We start from the raw sequence: 18,831 nt of genomic DNA on the forward strand, positions 1-18,831 counted from the left end.
TAATCAGCATCAAGCTGATCGACCTGATCATCATCGGCCTGGGGCTGGTGTAACGACGACATAGCGGGGTGCAAGCCTGGCCTGCACCCCATCAATCTGTTTGGAGCAAGAAAATCATGATAGCAATCAGAACCCTGCTGACCCTGACCCTGCTGCTGGGCGTCGGCTACCCGCTGGCGGTGACCGGGCTGGCCCAGCTGATGTTCCCCTGGCAGGCCAACGGCAGCCAGCTGACCAACGGCAAACAACAGCTGATCGGCAGTGCCCTGCTGGCGCAAAAATTCGAGCGAGCCGAGTACTTCCACTCCCGCCCCTCCGCCAGCGACTTCGCCACCCTAGGCGGTGGCGCATCCAATCTGGGCATGAGCTCACCGCTGCGGGCCGAGTTCGCCAAGGCAGAAGCCAGAGTGCAGGGCGGTGACCCCTCGCCAACCCTGCTGACCCGCTCCGCCTCCGGTCTGGATCCTCATCTGCCGCTGGATGCCGTACAGGCCCAGGTGGAGCGCGTCGCCAAACAGCGGGGGCTGGATCCCGCCGCCTTGACGGAGCGGGTTCAGTCCGGGGCGCAAGCTGGTATCCTTGGCCCCCGGGTGGTCAACATTCTCCAGCTGAATCTCTGGCTAGATAAGGACAATGATGCGTGATGAGGCAAAGGCTGGTGCCTTGCTGGCAAGCCTGGAGCGGGAGTACGGGGATGCGTGATGAGGTACGGGCCGACGCCTTGCTGGCGAGCCTGGAGCAGGAACACAAGGGCAAGCTGAAGGTCTTTCTCGGCGCCGCGCCCGGCGTCGGCAAGACCTACGCCATGCTGCAGGCGGTGCGGGAACAGGCAAGGGAAGGGGTCGATATCCTGATCGGGGTGGTGGAAACCCACGGCCGCCAGGAGACCCTGGCCCTGCTCGACAAGCTCGCCATCCAGCCGCGCAAGATCCATCTCCACCGCCAGCAACGGCTGGAGGAGATGGATCTGGATGCGCTGCTCGAACGCAAACCCGCCATAGTAGTGGTGGATGAGCTGGCCCACAGCAACGCCCCGGGCAGCCGTCACGAGAAGCGCTGGCAGGATGTGGAGGAGTTGCTCGGTGCCGGTATCGACGTCTACTCCACCCTCAACGTGCAGCACCTGGAGAGCCTCAACGATCTGGTCTGGCAACTGACCGGGGTCAGGGTCAAGGAGACACTGCCGGATCAGGTGCTGCTGGAAGCGGACAGCATCATACTGATAGACCTGCCCCCCAAGGAGCTGCTCGGCCGACTCAAGGAGGGCAAGGTCTATGTGCCCCATCAGGCCAAGGCCGCCCTGCAATCCTTCTTCTCCCTCAACAACCTGACCGCCCTGCGCGAGCTGGCGATGCAGACGGCCGCCAGCCACGTGGAGGGGGACCTGCAACTGCAGTGGCAGGCGGCGGGCAAGACCACCCAGCCGCTGCGGGGCAAGCTGATGGTCTGCCTAGGCGATCAGCACGGCTCATCCCTGGTGCGCTACGGTCACCGCTTCGCCCAGCGCCGCCAGCTGCCCTGGCTGGTGGTCCACGTGGACAGCAAGGGGCGCCGCACGGCCGAGCTGGAGCAGGCGCTGGCACTGGCCTCCCAGCTGGGGGCCAAGGTGCTGACCCTCTCCAGCCCGGCGGTCGCCGATACCCTGCTGGAGACAGCCGAACAGCAGCAGGTGTCGCAACTGCTGCTTGGCAAACCCCACAAGGCGCCCTGGCGCCGCTCCCTGGTGCAGCATCTGCTGAAACAGGCGCGGGGGCTCGAGATCACCCTGGTCGACACCGAGAAACGCAGGCCGAGCCTGGGACTGCATCCCTCGGATCCCAAGGACATACGTCAGAGCCTGCTGGCCCTGCTGATCATGGGCATCACCTCGGCCACCGCCTGGGGCCTCTCCCACTGGCTGCCCCCCGCCTCCCTGCCACTGCTGTTCGTGCTGGGGGTGCTGGCCACGGCGCTCTCCACCAGCCTGGTGCCGGCCATACTGGCGGCGGTGCTGGGCTTCGTCGCCCACAACCTGTTGTTCACCGCCCCCCACTTCTCCCTGAGCGTGGCCAGTCACAGCGATCTGCTCAACCTGTTCGTGCTGCTCATCGTCGGCATGGCGGCCGGGCGGCTCGCCTCCCGCCAGCGCCAGCAGCTGGTGGGCCTGCGCGAGACCCAGCAGCTCGGCAACGCCCTGCTATCGCTGAGCCAGGGGCTGGCCACCGCCAGCAGCCCGGAAGAGGTGCTGCGACAAGGCGCCCAGGCCATCTCGCGGGCCCTGGGCCAGCCCGTCTTCGCCCTCGATGAGGATTACCAGTACCGGGCGGGAGACGAGCAGAAGCCACCGGGCCAGACCGACAAGGCGGCCATCGACTGGTGTCTGGCCCAGAAGCTGAGCGCCGGGGCCCACACCGCGACCCTCAACGCGGCCGAGGCCCAGTATCACCACCTCACCGACGAGCTGGTGCTGGGCATCCGGCTGAGCAACCCGCTCGCCTCCTCGGCCGAACATCAGTTACAGGCGCTGCTCACCGATATCCGCGCCGCCCTGGCCCGGATCGACCTGAACGAACGGCTGGCCGACAGCCAGCTGCAGGCGGAGACCGACAGGATGCGTGCCGCCCTGCTCTCGTCGGTTTCTCACGATCTGAAGACGCCGCTCGCGACCATCATGGGGGCCGGCAGCACACTGCTGGAATATGGTGACCGGATCAGCGCAGAGGATCGCAGCGAACTGCTGCATTCGGTGCAGGACGAGGCCCGTCGCCTGCACGGCTATGTGCAGAATCTGCTGGACATGACCCGCATCGGCTCGCCGGACTTCCAGCTGAAGCGGGACTGGGTCGATCTGGCCGATCTGGTGGAGAGTGCCCGCAAGCGGCTCGAATCCTCCTGGCGCCAGCACAAGCTGCTGATCCACTTCGATCAGCAGATCCCCCAGCTCTATGTGCACGGTGCCCTGATCGAGCAGGTGCTGGTCAACATCCTCGACAACGCCTCCCGCTACTCACCGGCCGGCACCCCCATCGAGTTCAAGGTGATGCTGGCCACGCCGGATCTCATCATCGACATCATCGACATCGGGGTCGGCATCGCCGAGTCGGATCGGGACAAGATCTTCAATCTGTTCTACACCCAGCCGGTCGGCGATTGCGGCAGCCGTGGCACCGGGCTTGGCCTCGCCATTTCCCGCGCTATGATAGAGGCTCATGGCGGCCGCATCTGGGCATTTTCCGGCCCCAACGGCAACGGCACCTGCATGCGCCTCTCCCTGCCGCTCGCCCTCAACTCACCGGAGGTGTGATGGATTGCATTCGTTGTACTGGCGCCATGGAGGCGGTCCTCTTCCCTTGCCAGTGCCATCCCCCCCTGTTCGCCCGGAGGCCAGATGGCTCATATTCTGGTCATTGATGATGAGATGGCGATCCGCCGCTTCCTGCGCATCAGCCTGATCGCCGAAGGCCATCAGGTCAGCGAGGCGGTCGGCGTCAACGACGGGCTGGAGCAGTATCGCCACCTCAACCCGGATCTGGTGATCCTGGATCTCGGTCTGCCCGATGGGGATGGCATCCAGATCTTGCAGGCGATCCGCGAGCACCACCAGCACCCCGTGCTGGTGTTGTCGGCGCGGGATTCGGAGCAAGAGAAGGTGCGGCTGCTGGACGCGGGGGCCAACGACTACATGAGCAAGCCGTTCGGCATCCAGGAGATGATGGCGCGGATCCGGGTCCTGTTGCGGCAACGGGCCGGCGTCAGCAGTGGCGAGTGCCGCCACTTCCCCCACTGTGGCCTGAGCCTGGACGCCAGCAGCCACAAGGTGAGCCTACACGACGAGGAGATCCCCCTGTCGCGCAAGGAGTTCGCCCTGCTGCAGGCGCTGGTGTGCCACCCCGGCAAGCTGGTGATGCAGACCCAGCTGCTCAACGACATCTGGGGACCTAGCCACAAGGAGGATACCCACTACCTGCGCATCGTCATCGCCAGCCTGCGCAAGAAGCTGGGGGATAATCCCCAGCAGCCTAGCCTGATCGAAACCGAGTCCGGTATCGGCTACCGTTTTATCGGCAGCTGATGTTTCAGCAAGAAGCTGGGCGACAACATTCCCAGCAGCCCAACCGGATCGAAACCGAGTCCGGTATCGGCTACCGTTTTATCGGTAGCTGATGTTTCAGCAAGAAGCTGGGCGGCAACAGCCCCAGCAACCCAACCTGATCGAAACCGAATCCGGCATCGGCTACCGTTTTATCGGCAGCTGATGTTTCACGTGGAACGCCGCCAACCGCACAGCAGCGCCAGCAAGCCACAGCCGCTGAGCAAGAGACCGAGATCCTGCACGGCCGCCGCCACCGCCAGCCCCAGGCTGAGCAGCAGATAATAGCTCAGCCCGAACAGGGCACCGGCGCTGCCCGCCACCTCCCGATAGGCCAGCAAGGCCTGACTCAGCACGTTCGGGATCGCGATCCCGAAGGCCACCACCACCCCCATCATGGGCAGCAGGAACCAGAGGGTCGCCTGACTCACCCATACCGCGAGCCCAGCCCCCAGTGCCAGGGAGGTCGCCAGCCGGATGAGCAACGCCGGCGACCACCCCCTGCCCAGCAGGTAGCGGTTCAGCAGGCTGCCGAGCAGGGTCGCCAGCGCCAACACCAGGCCGGAGTAACCAAACTCGATGCTCTGCCTGCCCTGCTCGGCAAACAGAAATGGCGCCAGGCTGTAGTAGCCGAACAGCATGCAGTTGAACAGGGCGACCAGCAGGGTGCTGCGCCAGAGTCCGGCATCCCGCGCCATACGGCAGGCCAGTGGCCACAGTGCGACTCGGGTCATGGTCGATGGGCGGGTCTCCGGCAACCGCCAGCTGGCAGCCAGCCCCAGCACCAGGGCCAGCAGCAACAAGCCACCGAAGACGCCGAGATAGCCAAACCGCTCGGCCAGCAGGCCACCGCTCACCAGCCCCAGCACGGGGCTGAGGGAGAGCGCCACCCCCATCACCGAGAAGATGCGGGCCAGCTCGCCGCCTTGATAGCTGTCGCGCAGCATGGTCTGGGTCACCACGGATCCCACGGCGGCACCAAAGGCCGAGATGACCCTGGCCAGCAGCAAGGTTTCAAACTGTCCTGCCAGCAGCGCCAGCAGGGTGCCAAACCCGTAGGTCAGCAGACCGGCCAGCATGGCCGGGCGCCGCCCGATCAGATCGCATAGCCGCCCCCAGCAGACAACCCCCAGCGCAAACGCCAGGAAATAGACCGACAGGGTCTGGGACGCCTGGCCATCACTCACCCGGAACTGGCTGGCGATATGGGTCAGCGCCGGGCTGTAGATGGTCTCTACCATCTGGGGAAACATCATCAGTCCGACCATCAGCCAGCGCGGCGGCAACTTGTTGTTCATGACAAACCTCCTCAACGAGAGGCTGCCAGTCTAGAGAGATGCGAGATGTCTGATTACAATATCCAGGACTATAAACATCAATAATCGGACACATGGCCTTTATTCTTCCCGATCACCCTTTTGACCCGGATCGGCTGGCTGGCGGCGTGATCGGCATCGCCTCCGCGCTGGGCTGGCATGACTCGGGTCTGCACCGGCATCAACGCCACCAGCTGCTGTTTGCCCAGGCTGGCTGCATGAGCATCGAGCTGGATAATCGGCTCTGCCTGCTGCCGCCCAGTCGGGCTGCCTGGCTACCAGCGGGCAGCCCTCACAGGGTGCTGATGCGCGGGGTGGTGGCCTACCGCTCCCTCTATTTCACGTTACTGCCAGAGCTGCCCACCAGTGTGCAGGTGATGGCAGTCAACCCGCTGCTGCGGGAGATCATCGAGCGGATGGCATTCTGGCCATGGGACAAACCCGAGCGGGAGCAGCACCGGACGCTGGCACTCTTCATGGAGGAGTTGGCGCAAGCACCGCAGGAATCCTGGCAACTGCCGCTGCCGTCCGATCCGCGTCTGGCAGCCTGGTTAGGGGAGATAACAGGGGGTGACACCCTGCCCGCTCGGCTCAACCGGCTGGCCGAGCGGGTGGGTGCCAGTGACAAGACCATTGGTCGTATCTTCATGCGGGATACCGGCATGAGCTATCAGGCCTGGCGCCAGCAGTGGCGCCTGTTGCGCGCCATGGAGCTGTTGGCCGAGGCCGTGCCCATCAGCCGGGTCGCGGCGCAGCTGGAGTTCTCCAGCGACAGCGCCTTCATCGGCTTCTTCAAGCAGCACACGGGGCAGACCCCGCTGCGCCATCTCAACTCTCTGGGTGAGTCTCATCGGCCGAGCTCGCCTCCACCACCAGGGTATCCAGTGCCAGCGGCTTGAGATTGCCGAGGGCCTCTTGCACCACGGCGTGGGATGCCGCCTGCTGCTGGGCCAGCATCTCCTGCCCCAGTTTGACGGTATCCAGCTCGGGTCTGGGGATCTCGTTGGCCATGACGTTCAGGCTCAGGGTGCTCAGCATCAGGACGGCGATCAGGGTTTTCATCTGGTGTTCTCCGGTATGGTTGAGATGACCAGATAGCTATTCCAAGAGTCGTGCCAAATTTACAACACCATGATTTTGTTTAAATTAATTGTATTTTGAGTACCTAATCAAGCATGTGCACCGATCTGGCTGGTCATTTTTAAACCTATAAGTGGTGTTTTTTACCACGCTTGATTTTTGGTCCATGTTCCACGTGGAACGTCCGGTTATTTTGATCGACACCCGCTTTTAAACTGAGCTATGGTGCTACATCCCCGTAACCCAATCTGGATCCGTCACCGAATGGAATTTTCCTTGTTCGGCGAGAAGTTCACTCGCCACGCTGGCATTACTCAACTCATGGATGACCTCAATCAGGGGCTGACCAATCCGGACGCCATCATGCTGGGTGGCGGCAATCCAGCCCCGATCCCCGCCATGCTGGAACGCTTTCAAGCCGAAGCCAAGACCCTGCTCGACAATGGCGAGCTGGTGAAAGCCATGGCCAACTACGATGGCCCGCAAGGCAAGGACAGGTTCACCAAGGCGCTGGCCGCCCTGCTCAAGAGAGAGCTAGGCTGGGACATCTCGGCTCGCAACATCGCCCTGACCAACGGCAGCCAGAATGCCTTCTTCTATCTGTTCAACCTGCTGGCCGGTGAGTTCGCCGATGGCCGCAAGAAGAAGGTGCTGTTCCCCCTGGCCCCCGAATACATCGGCTATGCCGACTCGGCGCTGGCCGACGACCATTTCGTCGCCTACAAGCCCACCATAGAGAAGTTGCCAGACGGCCAGTTCAAGTACCACGTGGATTTCGAGAGCCTGCAGGTTGGCGACGACATCGGGGTGATCTGCGTCTCCCGCCCGACCAATCCCACCGGCAATGTGCTGACCGACGAGGAGATCGAGCATCTCGATCAGATCGCCCGTGACAAGGGTATTCCGCTGCTGCTCGACAACGCCTACGGGGTGCCCTTCCCCGGCATCATCTTCAGCGAGGCCAAGCCGTTCTGGAATGCCAACACCATCCTCTGCATGAGCCTCTCCAAGCTGGGTCTGCCGGGTACCCGCTGCGGCATCGTCATCGCCGACGAGAAGATCATCCAGGCCATCACCAACCTGAGCGGCATCATCAACCTGGCACCGGGCAGCCTGGGGCCGGCACTCACCATTCCGATGATCGAGAGCGGCGAGATCATCACCCTGAGCGAGCAGGTGGTGAAGCCTTTCTACCGGCAGAAGGCAGAGCTGGCGGTGCAGCTGTTGCGCGAGGCCATCCCGGATCCCCGCTTCCACATCCACAAGCCGGAAGGCGCCCTCTTCCTCTGGCTCTGGTTTGAGGATTTGCCAATCCACAGCCAGACACTCTATGAGCGCCTGAAGGAGAAGAACCTGTTGATCGTGCCGGGTCACTACTTCTTCCCCGGCATCGATGATCCCGAGTGGCGCCACAGCCAGGAGTGCATTCGCCTCAACTACTCCCAGAGCGAGGATCTGGTGCGCCGTGGCATCGCCATCCTGGCCGAGGAGATCAACGCTCTCTATGCGGAACAGTAACCACGTTTATTCACCTGGCTCTAAAAAAGTCGGACTGAATTAGACAGAGGTATACTAGGAGGCTCATTAGAATTCCCTTCAATATCATCATATTGAAGGGTTGCTCATGGATAGTGTTGAAATCCTGCTGGCCGAACTGGCCATGCAGTTACAGCTCTCTTCGCTTGCCTTCGATGAGAATGGCAATTGCCCACTTCTTATCGACGGTGAACTTCCACTTGTCTTGCACCAGGAGCCATGTGCCTTGCTCATCATGGCTCCTTTAGTACTCCCCGCATCACCTTTCGACAATGCCGAGTTGCATCGCCACATGCTCACTGTCGCGCTGAATCCCGCTTTCGATAAAGAACCCGGCATTGGCTGGCACCCTGCACTCGAGTTGATTGCCTACCGGCGCCATGCCCTGGATGGGATGACAGCCGGTCAGTTAGCCCTGCATCTGGGCGACTTCATCGAGTGGACGCGAACTTTCGTGACGTCTCTACCGCAACCCAGTCCATCCGACACCAAGAGAGGTATTCATGATCGAATTTAAAAGCGTAGCTGCCCTGCAGCATGCAACGCCACAGCAGCAAGCACAGCTAAAAGAGGAAGGTTCCCTGAAGATCGCAGGCAGGGAGTATCGCATCGACTCCGACTTGCAACAGGTTTTGCGCACTCACCCCCAGAGCAGCAAAATTGCCCGCTTTGTTGAAGGGGTCGGCACACTGTTTAGCCAGGGGTCATCAACTTCCATTGCCAAGGCTGCAACTCAGCAGATTTTCTCTACCCCTGGAGCCCAGCAACAACGGCTGCAAAGTGCTGATGCTGTTTCACATGCCCGCATGCTGTTTAAAGACAGCCGTATTACAACGCCGGAAGACGTTCTCGAGCAATTGAGGACCCGGCACCCAGCTACATCTGACAATGAGTATGCAGTGCTGTTTCAACGGGCCATGTCAGAGGCTCTCAAGCAGACGCCAGCCGGACAAAACCTGCTCGCTCTTGTCGGAGATCAGGCTCTGACTCAGCTATCCAACAGACTGACCGATCCAAAACAGTCCATGACCAGTCTGGAGCAACTGTACCGGCAGCCATCTTCAGCACAGGCGATCAACACGCTTGAGCCCCTGCTGATGATTGAAGAGAAGAACCTGCAGGTAGCCCATCAGCACCAACAATCACTCCTCAGTCAGGATCTTGGCCAAGGAGTCTTTGCCGGCACCCTCGAAGAGTCGTTCTACAACCCAACCGGTTTTACCGAGAATGTTGATCGTGCAGCGGCTTGGATTCTTAAAGCTTCAACATCCGGTGGCAACGAGTGGAGTAATTTCACTGCCCTGCTCAGGGAATATAGCCAAGGCTCTCAGGATCTGACTAACGAATCGGTACTTCAAGAACTGCACCGCCAGCTCGTCCCTAATCTCACCCGAGACTATCGTGGACCAGCTATCAGCGGAGGCAGCCTGCCATCCAGTATCGGTGGAGCAGCCATGCTGGACAAACATCTGGCAACCTTGGATAGCAAGGAGCCCCAGCTAGGCAAGAAATTGTTTGCGGCCGTGATTGGTTTTCATGGCTTTACCGATGGAAATGGTCGAATGGGAAGATTGCTTTACGCACTGAGCGAGCTGCGTGAAGGCCGATTCTCCCCTCTCGATTTACCTGCAGAAAATGCCCTGCATGGCATCAAATAAAAATAAAAAAGGCCTGCAATTGCAGGCCTTTTTTTCATTCCGGGATCAGTTGGACAGGGCCAACTGCTCGCTTTGTCCGATGGGGATGGCACGGGGCTTGAGCGCCTCGGGCAGCTCGCGGGCCAGATCTATGGTCAGCAGACCATGCTCCAGCCGGGCATCCCGCACCTCGACATGCTGGCTCAGCTTGAAGGCGAGCTCAAAGTCACGCTCGGCGATACCCTGGTGGAGGAACTGGCGCTCCCCGGCGGGAGTCGCCTTGCGACCCTTCACCTTGAGGGTGCCATTCTCGGTCTCCAGCTCCAGCTCTTCACGCTCGAAACCCGCCACCGCCAGGGTGATGCGGTAGCTGTCGTGCTCCCGCTTCTCGATGTTGTAAGGGGGATAGGCCGCCGTCTTCTGGTCAAACAGGCCTTCCAGCTCACGGGCCATCCGCTCGAAGCCGACGGCATTGGAATAGAGATGAGAAAAATCGAGGTTACGCATAATCCTATCCTTCTAATAAGCAACAGGTTGGATCTTCACAGGCCCGTCATCGGCGCCAGGAAGCTTGGTCAAATAAGGGTATTAGCCATTGATCTCTATCTTGCGCGGCTTCATGGCCTCAGGCACCTCACGCGCCAACTCGATGTGCAGCAAGCCATTCTTCAGATCGGCCCCCTTCACCCGCACATAGTCGGCCAGCTGGAAGCGACGCTCGAAACCCCGCTCGGCTATGCCCTGATACAGGTAGTTACGGTCGGTCTCGGCCTGCTTGCTGCCCTTCACCGTCAGCAGGTTTTCCTGAAAGCTCAACTCCAGCTCTTCCTGGGTAAAGCCAGCCACCGCCATGCTGATGCGGTAGTCGTTGTCACCCAGCTGCTCGATGTTGTAGGGGGGATAACCGGCATTGCCATTGCTGGCCGCAGATTCGATGAGATTGGCCAGACGATCGAAACCGATGGCAGAACGATAGAGCGGAGAAAAGTCGATAGAACGCATAGTATTACCCTCTTGTGAGCGATAACGGATGGTTTGCCCTCCTGTCGGACGGGCGGCTGGTCGAAACCTCTGTCGAGCGTTCCGGCCTTGTTACCTATATAGGGTCCGGCTTTTTGCTTTCAAGGGCGAGAATCAAAGAAATTTTTCGAGTTTGTCCAGCACACAATCGTATCGTTCAGCTGGCCCGATAGGATCGATAATCGACCCGTGGGCCACTCATCGCTCCCCGCATCCCTCGTCATACTGGTGGCACACTCACTCGCCACCAAGGATGCAATGCCATGCACATTACCCAGGTTCGTAACGCCACCCTGCTGATCGACTATGCCGGTACCCGCTTTCTGATCGATCCCATGTTGTCTGCCAAGGACAGCCTCCCGGGCTTTGAGGGGACGGCCAACAGCCACTTTCGCAACCCCCTGGTCGAGCTGCCACTGCCCTTGGCGGAACTCATCGATGTGGATGCGGTGATCGTCACCCACGATCATCCTGACCACTGGGACCTGGCCGCACAGCAGCAGATCCCCAAACACCTCCCGCTGTTCGTGCAACACCAGAAGGATGCAGACAGCATCCGGGCCTGCGGTTTCCATGATGTGCGTCTGCTGGACGAGTCGGCAGAGTTTGCCGGTATCCGGCTGCAACGGACCGAAGGCCAGCACGGCAGCGACGATGTCATGGCCGTGCTGGGTGAACGGCTGGGAGAGGTGTGCGGCGTGGTCTTCTCCCATCCTGACGAGAAGCGCCTCTATCTGGCGGGTGATACCGTCTGGAACAAGATGGTCGAACATAGCCTGCGACAGCACAGACCCGAGGTGGTCATCCTGAACTGCGGCGACGCCCGGGTGCCGGGGCTCGGCTCCATCATCATGGGCAAGGAGGATGTAAGAGCCGTCTACCTGGCCGCGCCGCAGGCCACCCTGATTGCCAGCCACATGGAAGCCGTCAATCATGCGGTGTTGTCACGGGATGAGCTGCGCGGCTTCCTAGATGAACACGGTATGACGGCGCGGGTGCTGGTGCCAGCCGACGGCGAGACCCTCTCGCTGTGATGAGTCGAAGGGCCGAGTATGGCCCTTCGACTTTGTTCATCCAGGGATTATCATCGTCATTCCACGAGCAGAGGAGTCCGCCGTCATGTCCACCCCGATAGTCGCCGTCGTGACCTTCGATGATTTCAGCCCCTTCCACTGCTCGGTGCCCTGCCTCATCTTCGGGGATAGCATGATGCCGGGCCACTCACTGTTCGAGCTCAGGCTCTGCGCCGGCGACGGCACCAGCCAACCCGGCTCATCCCAGGGCTTTCGTATCGAGGTCACTCACGGCCTGGCAGGGTTGGCCGAGGCGGACATCATCATACTTCCCTTCTGGCGCGATCCGGCCGAGCGACCCGCCCAGCCGCTGCTCGATGCGCTGGTGGCGGCCCACGCCCGAGGCGCACAGGTAGTGGGGCTCTGTCTCGGTACCTATGTGCTCGCCTATGCGGGGCTGCTCGAGGGGCGCAGGGCATCGACCCACTGGGAGTATGAGCAGGATTTCATCCGCCGCTTCCCCCGTGTATTGCTCGATACCAACGCCCTCTATGTGGATGACGATGGGCTGGTCACCTCGGCCGGCACGGCCGCCGGGCTGGACTGCTGTCTCTATCTGGTACGCCAGCGTCATGGCAGTGCGATTGCCAACAAGCTGGCACGCAGACTGGTGATCCCTCCCTACCGGGAAGGGGGCCAGGCCCAGTTCATCGAGCAACCTGTGCCCGCCTCCACCCAGGATGCCAGGATAAACCAGCTGCTCGATCATCTGCGCGCTCAGCTGGCGCAGCCCCATACCCTGGATAGTCTGGCCGATCGGGTCCTGATGAGCCGCCGCACCTTCACCCGCCGCTTTCATCAGGCGACCGGCCTCTCCGTCGGGGAATGGCTGCTGGCAGAGCGGCTCAGGCGCAGCCAGGAGCTGCTGGAGACCAGCAACCACTCGGTGGAGCGCATCGCCGAACTGGTAGGATTGAAGACCGCGATCTCCCTGAGGCAACACTTTCGTGCCCGCTTCAAGGTAGTGCCGAGCGAATGGCGACGTGCCTTTCGTGGCGGCAGGGAGTGAGAGGTACTCCTCTCCCTGTCCCGGCTCTCCCAAACATGGCACCCTGACCATAGATCCCGAGGAGCCACCCAATGTCCCGTTCCGAACGCCTGCTGGCCCTGCTCCAGTTGCTGCGCGGCCACCGTTACGCCATCACAGGCACCGAACTGGCCAGCCAGCTTGGTATCAGCCTTCGCACCCTCTATAGAGATATCGCGACCCTGCAAGCCCAGGGTGCGCATATCGAGGGAGAACCGGGGATCGGCTATGTGCTGCGTCCCGGCTTCATGCTGCCTCCGCTGATGTTCAGCGAAGAGGAGCTGGAAGCCCTGGTTCTGGGCTCCCGCTGGGTAGTGGCCCATGCCGACAGCGCTCTGAGCATCGGAGCCAGCAGTGCGCTGGCCAAGATAGAGGCCATACTGCCTGCCGAGTACCGCCAACAACTCCATGCCAACGCCCTGCTGGTAGGGTCATCCCGCAGCCATGCACGCACGGACGAGGCCCCCCTGCGCGGTGCCATTCGCCAGCAGCGCAAGGTCACCCTGCATTATCACGATCTGAAAGAGGCGAGCTCCGAGCGCACCGTCTGGCCATTCGCTCTTGGCTACTTCGATCGGGTGCGGGTCCTGGTGGCCTGGTGCGAACTGCGGCAGGGCTTTCGCCACTTCCGGGTGGATCGCATCAGCCAGATGCACATGGAGGAGTGCGGCTACCCCAAGAGTCGGGTGTTGCTGCTCAAGGAGTGGCGAGCAACCCAGCAGATCCCGCAGCCAAGATTCATTGCTGACAGAAACTGACAGTCGGGACCCTCATGCTGACGGGGTCGGCGCCGATGCGCCATTCCCCAGTGAGAAGGAGTGTCATCATGCTTGTCCCCCAGTTCACCATCCTCTACGTCGCCAACCCGGCCCGCAGCGCCCTCTTCTATCACGAACGGTTCGGTCGCCCTCCGGTCGAAGAGTCCCCCACCTTCGCCATGTTCGTCTTCGAGTCGGGCGCCAGGCTGGCACTCTGGTCCAGTGCCACGGTCGAGCCCAAGGTCACGCAAGAGGCCGGCGCCATGGAGCTGGCTTTCCCTCTGCCTGACGATGCCAGCGTCGATGCCGTGTTTGCAAAATGGCAGTCACATGGCCTGACCATAGCCCAGCCACCAACCCGAATGGAGTTTGGCTACAGCTGCATGGCGCTCGATCCGGACGGCCATCGTCTGCGCTTCTACTGCCTGGCCGCCGAGCTGCTGGCCTGACGAGAGGTGGTGGGCTAGTGATAGACTGGAAATAGTCATCAGGTGCGGTGTTTCACGTGGAACATCCATCAAGATCCAAGCCCATCCGGAAGCGGGCCATCCCAAGCAAACGGCTCAAATCCCGCAGATTACCGATATAAAAAAGCCGGTCCTTGTGACCGGCTTTTTACTGTCTGCCTGACGGCGTCAATTAGACGTCGAGGTTCGCTACCCGCAGGGCATTGGTCTCGATGAAGTCACGACGCGGCTCGACGGCATCCCCCATCAGGGTGGAGAACAGCTGGTCGGCACCGACGGCATCGTCGATGGTGACCCGCAGCATGCGGCGCGCTTCCGGATCCATGGTGGTTTCCCACAGCTGCTCCGGGTTCATCTCACCCAGCCCTTTATAGCGCTGGATGTAGATGCCGCGCTTGCCTTCGCTCATCAGCCAGTCGACGGCTTCCACGAAGTTCGCGACCGGTTTGACCTTCTCGCCCCGCTTGATGAAACCGCCGTCCTCGATCAGGTTGGCGATCTCCTTGCCCAGGGAGACCAGCTGACGGTATTCACCGGACTGCAGGAAGTCGTAGCTGATCGCGTATTCACGATCCACACCGTGCTGACGCACCACGGCGTGCGGCACGAACAGGCTGCGCTCTTCGTCGCGACGCACCTGCATCTGGTACTGGATGCCGTGGTTGCTCTCGTTGAGCACGGCTTCCATGCTCTGACACCAGGCCTGCAGGTCGCTCTCGCTGGCCAGCAGGGTCTCGTTCAACTCAGGCTGATAGATCAGCTGGGTCAGCACGGCATCCGGCGCACGGCGAGACATGCGGGTGATCAGGTGGGAGACGGCGCGGTGCTGGTTGACCAGACGCTCCAGCGCCTCGCCACCGATGGCCGGGGCAGATTCGTTGACGTGCAGGGTCGCACCATCCAGCGCCATGGAGGTCTGGTACTGCAGCAGCGCATCTTCATCTTTCAGATACTGCTCCTGCTTGCCCTTCTTGACCTTGTACAGCGGCGGCTGGGCGATGAAGACGTAGCCACGCTCGATGATTTCCGGCATCTGGCGGTAGAAGAAGGTCAGCAGCAGGGTCCGGATGTGAGCACCATCGACGTCCGCATCGGTCATGATGATGATGTTGTGGTAGCGCAGCTTGTCCGGGTTGTACTCGTCACGACCGATGCCACAGCCCAGGGCGGTGATCAGGGTGCCCACCTCTTGCGAGGAGATCATCTTGTCGAAACGGGCCTTCTCCACGTTCAGGATCTTGCCCTTGAGCGGCAGTATGGCCTGGTTCTTGCGGTTGCGACCCTGCTTGGCGGAGCCGCCAGCAGAGTCCCCTTCCACTATGTAGAGTTCGGACAGGGCCGGGTCTTTTTCCTGGCAGTCCGCCAGCTTGCCGGGCAGGCCGGCGATGTCCAGCGCGCCCTTGCGGCGGGTCAGCTCACGCGCCTTGCGGGCGGCCTCGCGGGCACGGGCCGCATCGATGATCTTGTTGACCACGATCTTGGCATCGCTCGGGTTTTCCAGCAGGAATTCACCCAGCTTCTCACCCATCGCCTGTTCAACGGCGGTCTTCACTTCGGACGAGACCAGCTTGTCCTTGGTCTGGGAGGAGAACTTGGGATCCGGCACCTTGACCGAGATGACCGCGATCAGGCCTTCACGCACGTCGTCGCCGCTGGCGGCCGACTTGGCCTTCTTGCTGTAGTCCTCTTTATCCATATAGGTGTTGAGGGTACGGGTCAGCGCGGTACGGAAGCCCACCAGGTGAGTACCCCCATCCCGCTGCGGGATGTTGTTGGTGAAGCAGTACACCCCTTCCTGATAGGCATCGTTCCACTGCATGGCGACTTCGACGCCGATGCCGTCCTGCTCGGTGGAGAAATGGAACACCTTGGGGTGGATCGGCGTCTTGTTCTGGTTCAGGTATTCGACGAAGGCCTTGATGCCGCCCTCGTAGCAGAAATGCATCTCGCGGCCATCACGCTCATCCTCGAGGCGGATGGACACGCCGGAGTTGAGGAAGGAGAGCTCGCGCAGGCGCTTAGCCAGGATCTCGTAGTGATACAGGGTATCGGTGAAGATGGTCGGGCTCGGCCAGAAGCGCACCTCGGTACCAGTGCCACTGCTGCTGTCGCCGATCTGCTTGAGCGGCGCCTGCGGCTCACCCAGGTGATAGGTCTGCTCGTAGACATGGCCGTTACGACGGATGGTCAGCAACAGCTTGTCGGACAGGGCGTTTACTACGGAGACGCCCACGCCGTGCAGGCCACCGGACACCTTGTAGGAGTTGTCATCGAACTTACCGCCGGCGTGCAGCACTGTCATGATGACCTCTGCGGCGGAACGGCCCTCCTCCTCGTGGATGTCGACCGGGATGCCCCGACCGTTGTCACGCACTGAGACGGAACCGTCTGAATGGATCTTGACCAGAATATCGGAGCAGTAGCCAGCCAGAGCCTCGTCAATGGAGTTATCGACGACCTCAAACACCATGTGGTGCAGACCCGAGCCATCATCCGTATCGCCGATGTACATCCCCGGGCGCTTGCGGACCGCATCCAGGCCCTTCAGCACCTTGATATTCGAGGAGTCGTAAGTATTTTCACTCATAGCTTACTCTCTGCCTTCTCTAACGTTTCGGAGATCTTGCCTTGTTCCACGTGGAACAACTTGCAGTCATTCGCATCCATCATGTCTGCGAGCTGACCGGTGTCGATGGCGGTGATAAACACCTGGGACGCACACTGCTTCAGCCTTGCGGCCAGCAAGCGGCGCTTGTCGACATCCAGTTCAGAGGCAAAATCGTCAATTAAAAATATACAGCCGCGGCTGCTATGTTGATTCAAATAGAGCCCTTGGGCCAGTCGCATGGCACAGACCAACAACTTCAGCTGACCCCTGGACAAAATATCCTGAGCGGGCACCCCGTTCGCCTTGAGTCGCACATCGGCCTTCTGCGGGCCTACCCCTGTGTACCCCAGCGAGCGATCCCGCTCAAACCCCGCCTCCAGCAATTCGCCGAGGGGGCGGTCTTTCTCCCAGCCCCGATAGAAACCGAGACTGATGTCGAATTCCGGCAGAAAATCCGCCGTCATCTCCTTGATCAGGGGCGTAATGGCCTGACAATAACTGGCGCGAAACTCTGCCAGTTCACTCCCCAGCCGTACCAGTTCCTGATCCCAGAACGCCAATTGGCGATACTGGCTGCTCTGGCGCAGCAAGGCGTTACGCTGCTTCAGCAGCCGCCGCACTCGTCCCCACAGAGAGAAGAAGGTCGGCTCCTGATGGAATACGCCCCAATCCAGCCAGGCCCGGCGCGCCTGGGGCCCGCCGGTCAGCAGGTTGAAACCATCGGGATGGATCAACTGGACCGGCAGCAACTCCGCCAGCTCGGCCAGCCGCTGGGCCTGGGCCCCGGCGATCTTGAGCTGGGTCTCGCCACTCTTGTCCTTGGCGAGCCCGATGGGCACCTGACGCCCCTCCAGCTCGCACTGGGCAAACAGGGTGAAGGCCCGCTCCCCCTGGCGGATGACCCGCCCGGTCAGGTGAGTGCGAAAGGAACGACCGAGACCGAGGTAGTGAATGGCTTCCAGCACGCTGGTCTTGCCGCTGCCATTGCACCCGACCAGGATATTGAGACCGGGGGACAGCTTGAGACTGGCCTGCTGGATATTGCGAAAATCACTGAGCTGGAGCTTGACCAGGGACACGACTAGATCCGCATCGGCATCACCACGTATTGAGCATCTTGACTGTCAAAGTCCTCAATAATGGCACTGCTGATGGAATCGCTCAGGCTGATCCGGATCTGGTCACATTTTAACGTATTCAACACGTCCAGCACATAGGAGACGTTGAAGCCGATCTCCATCTCGCTGGCCTCGTATTGTACGTCAAGCAGCTCTTCCGCTTCTTCCTGTTCCGGGTTATTGGCGGTGATGCGCAGCAGATGTTGCTGCAAATTGAGACGCACCCCACGGAATTTTTCGTTGGAAAGAATGGCAGCGCGGGCGAACGCCTGGCGCAGATCCTCACGACCGGCGATCAGGGCCTTGTCGCTGTTGCGCGGAATGACTCGGCGCCAGTCCGGGAAGCGACCGTCCACCAGCTTGGAGGTGAAGATGAAGCCATCCAGCGCGGCGCGCAGGTTGCTGCGGCCGATCTGCAGCCGTACCGGCTTGTCTTCCGCTTCCAGCAGGCGCACCAGTTCCAGCACCCCTTTACGGGGCAGGATGACCTGATGATCGGGCAGCGATTCCTGTACCACCTCACGGCGGCAGGTAGCGAGACGGTGACCATCGGTGGCGACGGTGCGCAGGCCGTGGCCCTCGCTCTCAAACAGCATGCCGTTCAGGTAGTAGCGCACGTCCTGGCTGGCCATGGAGAACTGGGTCGCATCGATCAGCCTCTTCAGTTCCAGCTGACCGATGTCAAATTCGAGCACGGACTCCCAGTCCTCGATATTCGGGTACTCGGTAGCTGGCAGGGTCGAGAGGTTGAAGCGGGAACGACCGGAGCGGATGATCAACCGTTCGCCTTCGGTGCTGAGGCGGATGTCCGCCCCTTCCGGCAGGCCACGGCAGATGTCCAGCAACTTGCGGGCCGGCACTGTGGTGCGGCCATCCTGGCTGTCGCTGTTGAGATAGACCTGACCGATCATCTCCACCTCGAGGTCGGTACCGGTCAGGGATAACAGACCGTTGCTGACATCGAGCAGGACATTGCCGAGGATCGGCAGGGTCGGCCGGCCACCGAGGGCACCGGACACCAGTTGCAGAGGACGTAACAGGGCCTCACGGCTAATTTCGAGCTGCATCTGTGCTCTCCGTTGTTATCGGGACGAAAGGATTCGAATCAGGTTGGAATATTCG

At 61.1% G+C, this 18,831-nt stretch carries 18 protein-coding genes; 11 read left to right on the top strand and 7 right to left on the bottom strand.

Features of this window, described 5'->3' with window-relative positions; translation table 11 throughout:
* Positions 1-116: 116 nt before the first annotated feature.
* From AACW18_RS21090 to AACW18_RS21100, 3 genes are all read left to right on the top strand, one after another.
* Entirely contained in the window at positions 117-644 is a 528-nt protein-coding gene (locus AACW18_RS21090; RefSeq protein WP_218389757.1) for a potassium-transporting ATPase subunit C, read from the top strand.
* Between the two features lie 50 nt (positions 645-694).
* Positions 695-3,283 (top strand): sensor histidine kinase, encoded by a 2,589-nt coding sequence (locus tag AACW18_RS21095; protein WP_042651555.1) that lies wholly within the window; start codon positions 695-697, stop codon positions 3,281-3,283.
* A gap of 84 nt (positions 3,284-3,367) precedes the next feature.
* Positions 3,368-4,051 carry a response regulator gene (locus tag AACW18_RS21100; protein WP_218389758.1) on the top strand — a complete coding sequence of 228 codons (684 nt, stop codon included), beginning with the start codon at positions 3,368-3,370 and terminating at the stop codon, positions 4,049-4,051.
* Positions 4,052-4,239: 188 nt separating this feature from the next.
* Here the strand turns inward: AACW18_RS21100 and AACW18_RS21105 are convergent, their stop codons facing one another.
* On the bottom strand, positions 4,240-5,367 hold the full coding sequence (locus AACW18_RS21105; RefSeq protein WP_218389759.1) for a multidrug effflux MFS transporter: 1,128 nt from the start codon (positions 5,365-5,367) through the stop codon (positions 4,240-4,242).
* A gap of 92 nt (positions 5,368-5,459) precedes the next feature.
* On the opposite strand from AACW18_RS21105, the gene AACW18_RS21110 reads away from it, so the two are divergent.
* Positions 5,460-6,284 (top strand): AraC family transcriptional regulator, encoded by an 825-nt coding sequence (locus AACW18_RS21110; RefSeq protein WP_218389760.1) that lies wholly within the window; start codon positions 5,460-5,462, stop codon positions 6,282-6,284.
* Here the strand turns inward: AACW18_RS21110 and AACW18_RS21115 are convergent.
* On the bottom strand, positions 6,214-6,447 hold the full coding sequence (locus AACW18_RS21115; RefSeq protein WP_218389761.1) for a hypothetical protein: 234 nt from the start codon (positions 6,445-6,447) through the stop codon (positions 6,214-6,216). The two genes, AACW18_RS21110 and AACW18_RS21115, sit on opposite strands and share 71 nt — an antisense overlap.
* Before the next feature lie 282 nt (positions 6,448-6,729).
* On the opposite strand from AACW18_RS21115, the gene AACW18_RS21120 reads away from it, so the two are divergent.
* The 3 genes from AACW18_RS21120 to AACW18_RS21130 all read left to right on the top strand — a co-directional run bounded on the left by AACW18_RS21120 (position 6,730) and on the right by AACW18_RS21130 (position 9,659).
* Positions 6,730-7,983, top strand: coding sequence for a valine--pyruvate transaminase (locus tag AACW18_RS21120; RefSeq protein ID WP_218389762.1), 1,254 nt, complete (start codon positions 6,730-6,732; stop codon positions 7,981-7,983).
* Between the two features lie 106 nt (positions 7,984-8,089).
* Complete coding sequence (locus tag AACW18_RS21125; RefSeq protein WP_218389763.1) at positions 8,090-8,518, top strand: CesT family type III secretion system chaperone; 429 nt, start codon at positions 8,090-8,092, stop codon at positions 8,516-8,518.
* On the top strand, positions 8,505-9,659 hold the full coding sequence (locus tag AACW18_RS21130; RefSeq protein WP_218389764.1) for a VopS family T3SS effector adenosine monophosphate-protein transferase: 1,155 nt from the start codon (positions 8,505-8,507) through the stop codon (positions 9,657-9,659). The genes AACW18_RS21125 and AACW18_RS21130 overlap by 14 nt, the downstream gene beginning before the upstream one ends.
* A gap of 45 nt (positions 9,660-9,704) precedes the next feature.
* Here AACW18_RS21130 and AACW18_RS21135 read toward each other — a convergent pair whose 3' ends face one another.
* Positions 9,705-10,145 carry an Hsp20 family protein gene (locus AACW18_RS21135; RefSeq protein ID WP_218292562.1) on the bottom strand — a complete coding sequence of 147 codons (441 nt, stop codon included), beginning with the start codon at positions 10,143-10,145 and terminating at the stop codon, positions 9,705-9,707.
* Between the two features lie 81 nt (positions 10,146-10,226).
* On the bottom strand, positions 10,227-10,640 hold the full coding sequence (locus AACW18_RS21140; RefSeq protein ID WP_218389765.1) for an Hsp20 family protein: 414 nt from the start codon (positions 10,638-10,640) through the stop codon (positions 10,227-10,229).
* Between the two features lie 281 nt (positions 10,641-10,921).
* Here AACW18_RS21140 and AACW18_RS21145 point away from each other — a divergent pair, with 281 nt between their 5' ends.
* The 4 genes from AACW18_RS21145 (at position 10,922) to AACW18_RS21160 (ending at position 13,965) form a co-directional block, all read left to right on the top strand.
* Positions 10,922-11,692 carry an MBL fold metallo-hydrolase gene (locus tag AACW18_RS21145; protein ID WP_218389766.1) on the top strand — a complete coding sequence of 257 codons (771 nt, stop codon included), beginning with the start codon at positions 10,922-10,924 and terminating at the stop codon, positions 11,690-11,692.
* A gap of 85 nt (positions 11,693-11,777) precedes the next feature.
* Positions 11,778-12,740, top strand: coding sequence for a GlxA family transcriptional regulator (locus AACW18_RS21150; protein ID WP_218389767.1), 963 nt, complete (start codon positions 11,778-11,780; stop codon positions 12,738-12,740).
* A 71-nt stretch (positions 12,741-12,811) separates the two neighbouring features.
* The gene (locus tag AACW18_RS21155) at positions 12,812-13,516 is read left to right on the top strand and encodes a helix-turn-helix transcriptional regulator (protein ID WP_218329946.1); all 705 of its coding nucleotides are present in this window, start codon (positions 12,812-12,814) and stop codon (positions 13,514-13,516) included.
* Between the two features lie 68 nt (positions 13,517-13,584).
* Positions 13,585-13,965, top strand: coding sequence for a VOC family protein (locus AACW18_RS21160; protein ID WP_218389768.1), 381 nt, complete (start codon positions 13,585-13,587; stop codon positions 13,963-13,965).
* Positions 13,966-14,155: 190 nt separating this feature from the next.
* Here the strand turns inward: AACW18_RS21160 and gyrB are convergent, their stop codons facing one another.
* Genes gyrB through dnaN form a run of 3 tightly spaced genes read right to left on the bottom strand, consistent with a single transcriptional unit; the run spans position 14,156 to position 18,776 of the window.
* Complete coding sequence (gene gyrB / locus AACW18_RS21165) at positions 14,156-16,570, bottom strand: DNA topoisomerase (ATP-hydrolyzing) subunit B (protein WP_218389769.1); 2,415 nt, start codon at positions 16,568-16,570, stop codon at positions 14,156-14,158.
* Positions 16,567-17,670 (bottom strand): DNA replication/repair protein RecF, encoded by a 1,104-nt coding sequence (recF, locus tag AACW18_RS21170; protein ID WP_218292557.1) that lies wholly within the window; start codon positions 17,668-17,670, stop codon positions 16,567-16,569. The genes gyrB and recF overlap by 4 nt, the downstream gene beginning before the upstream one ends.
* Before the next feature lie 2 nt (positions 17,671-17,672).
* Entirely contained in the window at positions 17,673-18,776 is a 1,104-nt protein-coding gene (dnaN, locus tag AACW18_RS21175; RefSeq protein WP_042651569.1) for a DNA polymerase III subunit beta, read from the bottom strand.
* Positions 18,777-18,831: the final 55 nt, after the last annotated feature.

Origin of the sequence: Aeromonas sp. sia0103, from assembly GCF_963895295.1 — a bacterium.
GTDB classification, from domain to species: Bacteria; Pseudomonadota; Gammaproteobacteria; order Enterobacterales; family Aeromonadaceae; genus Aeromonas; species Aeromonas encheleia.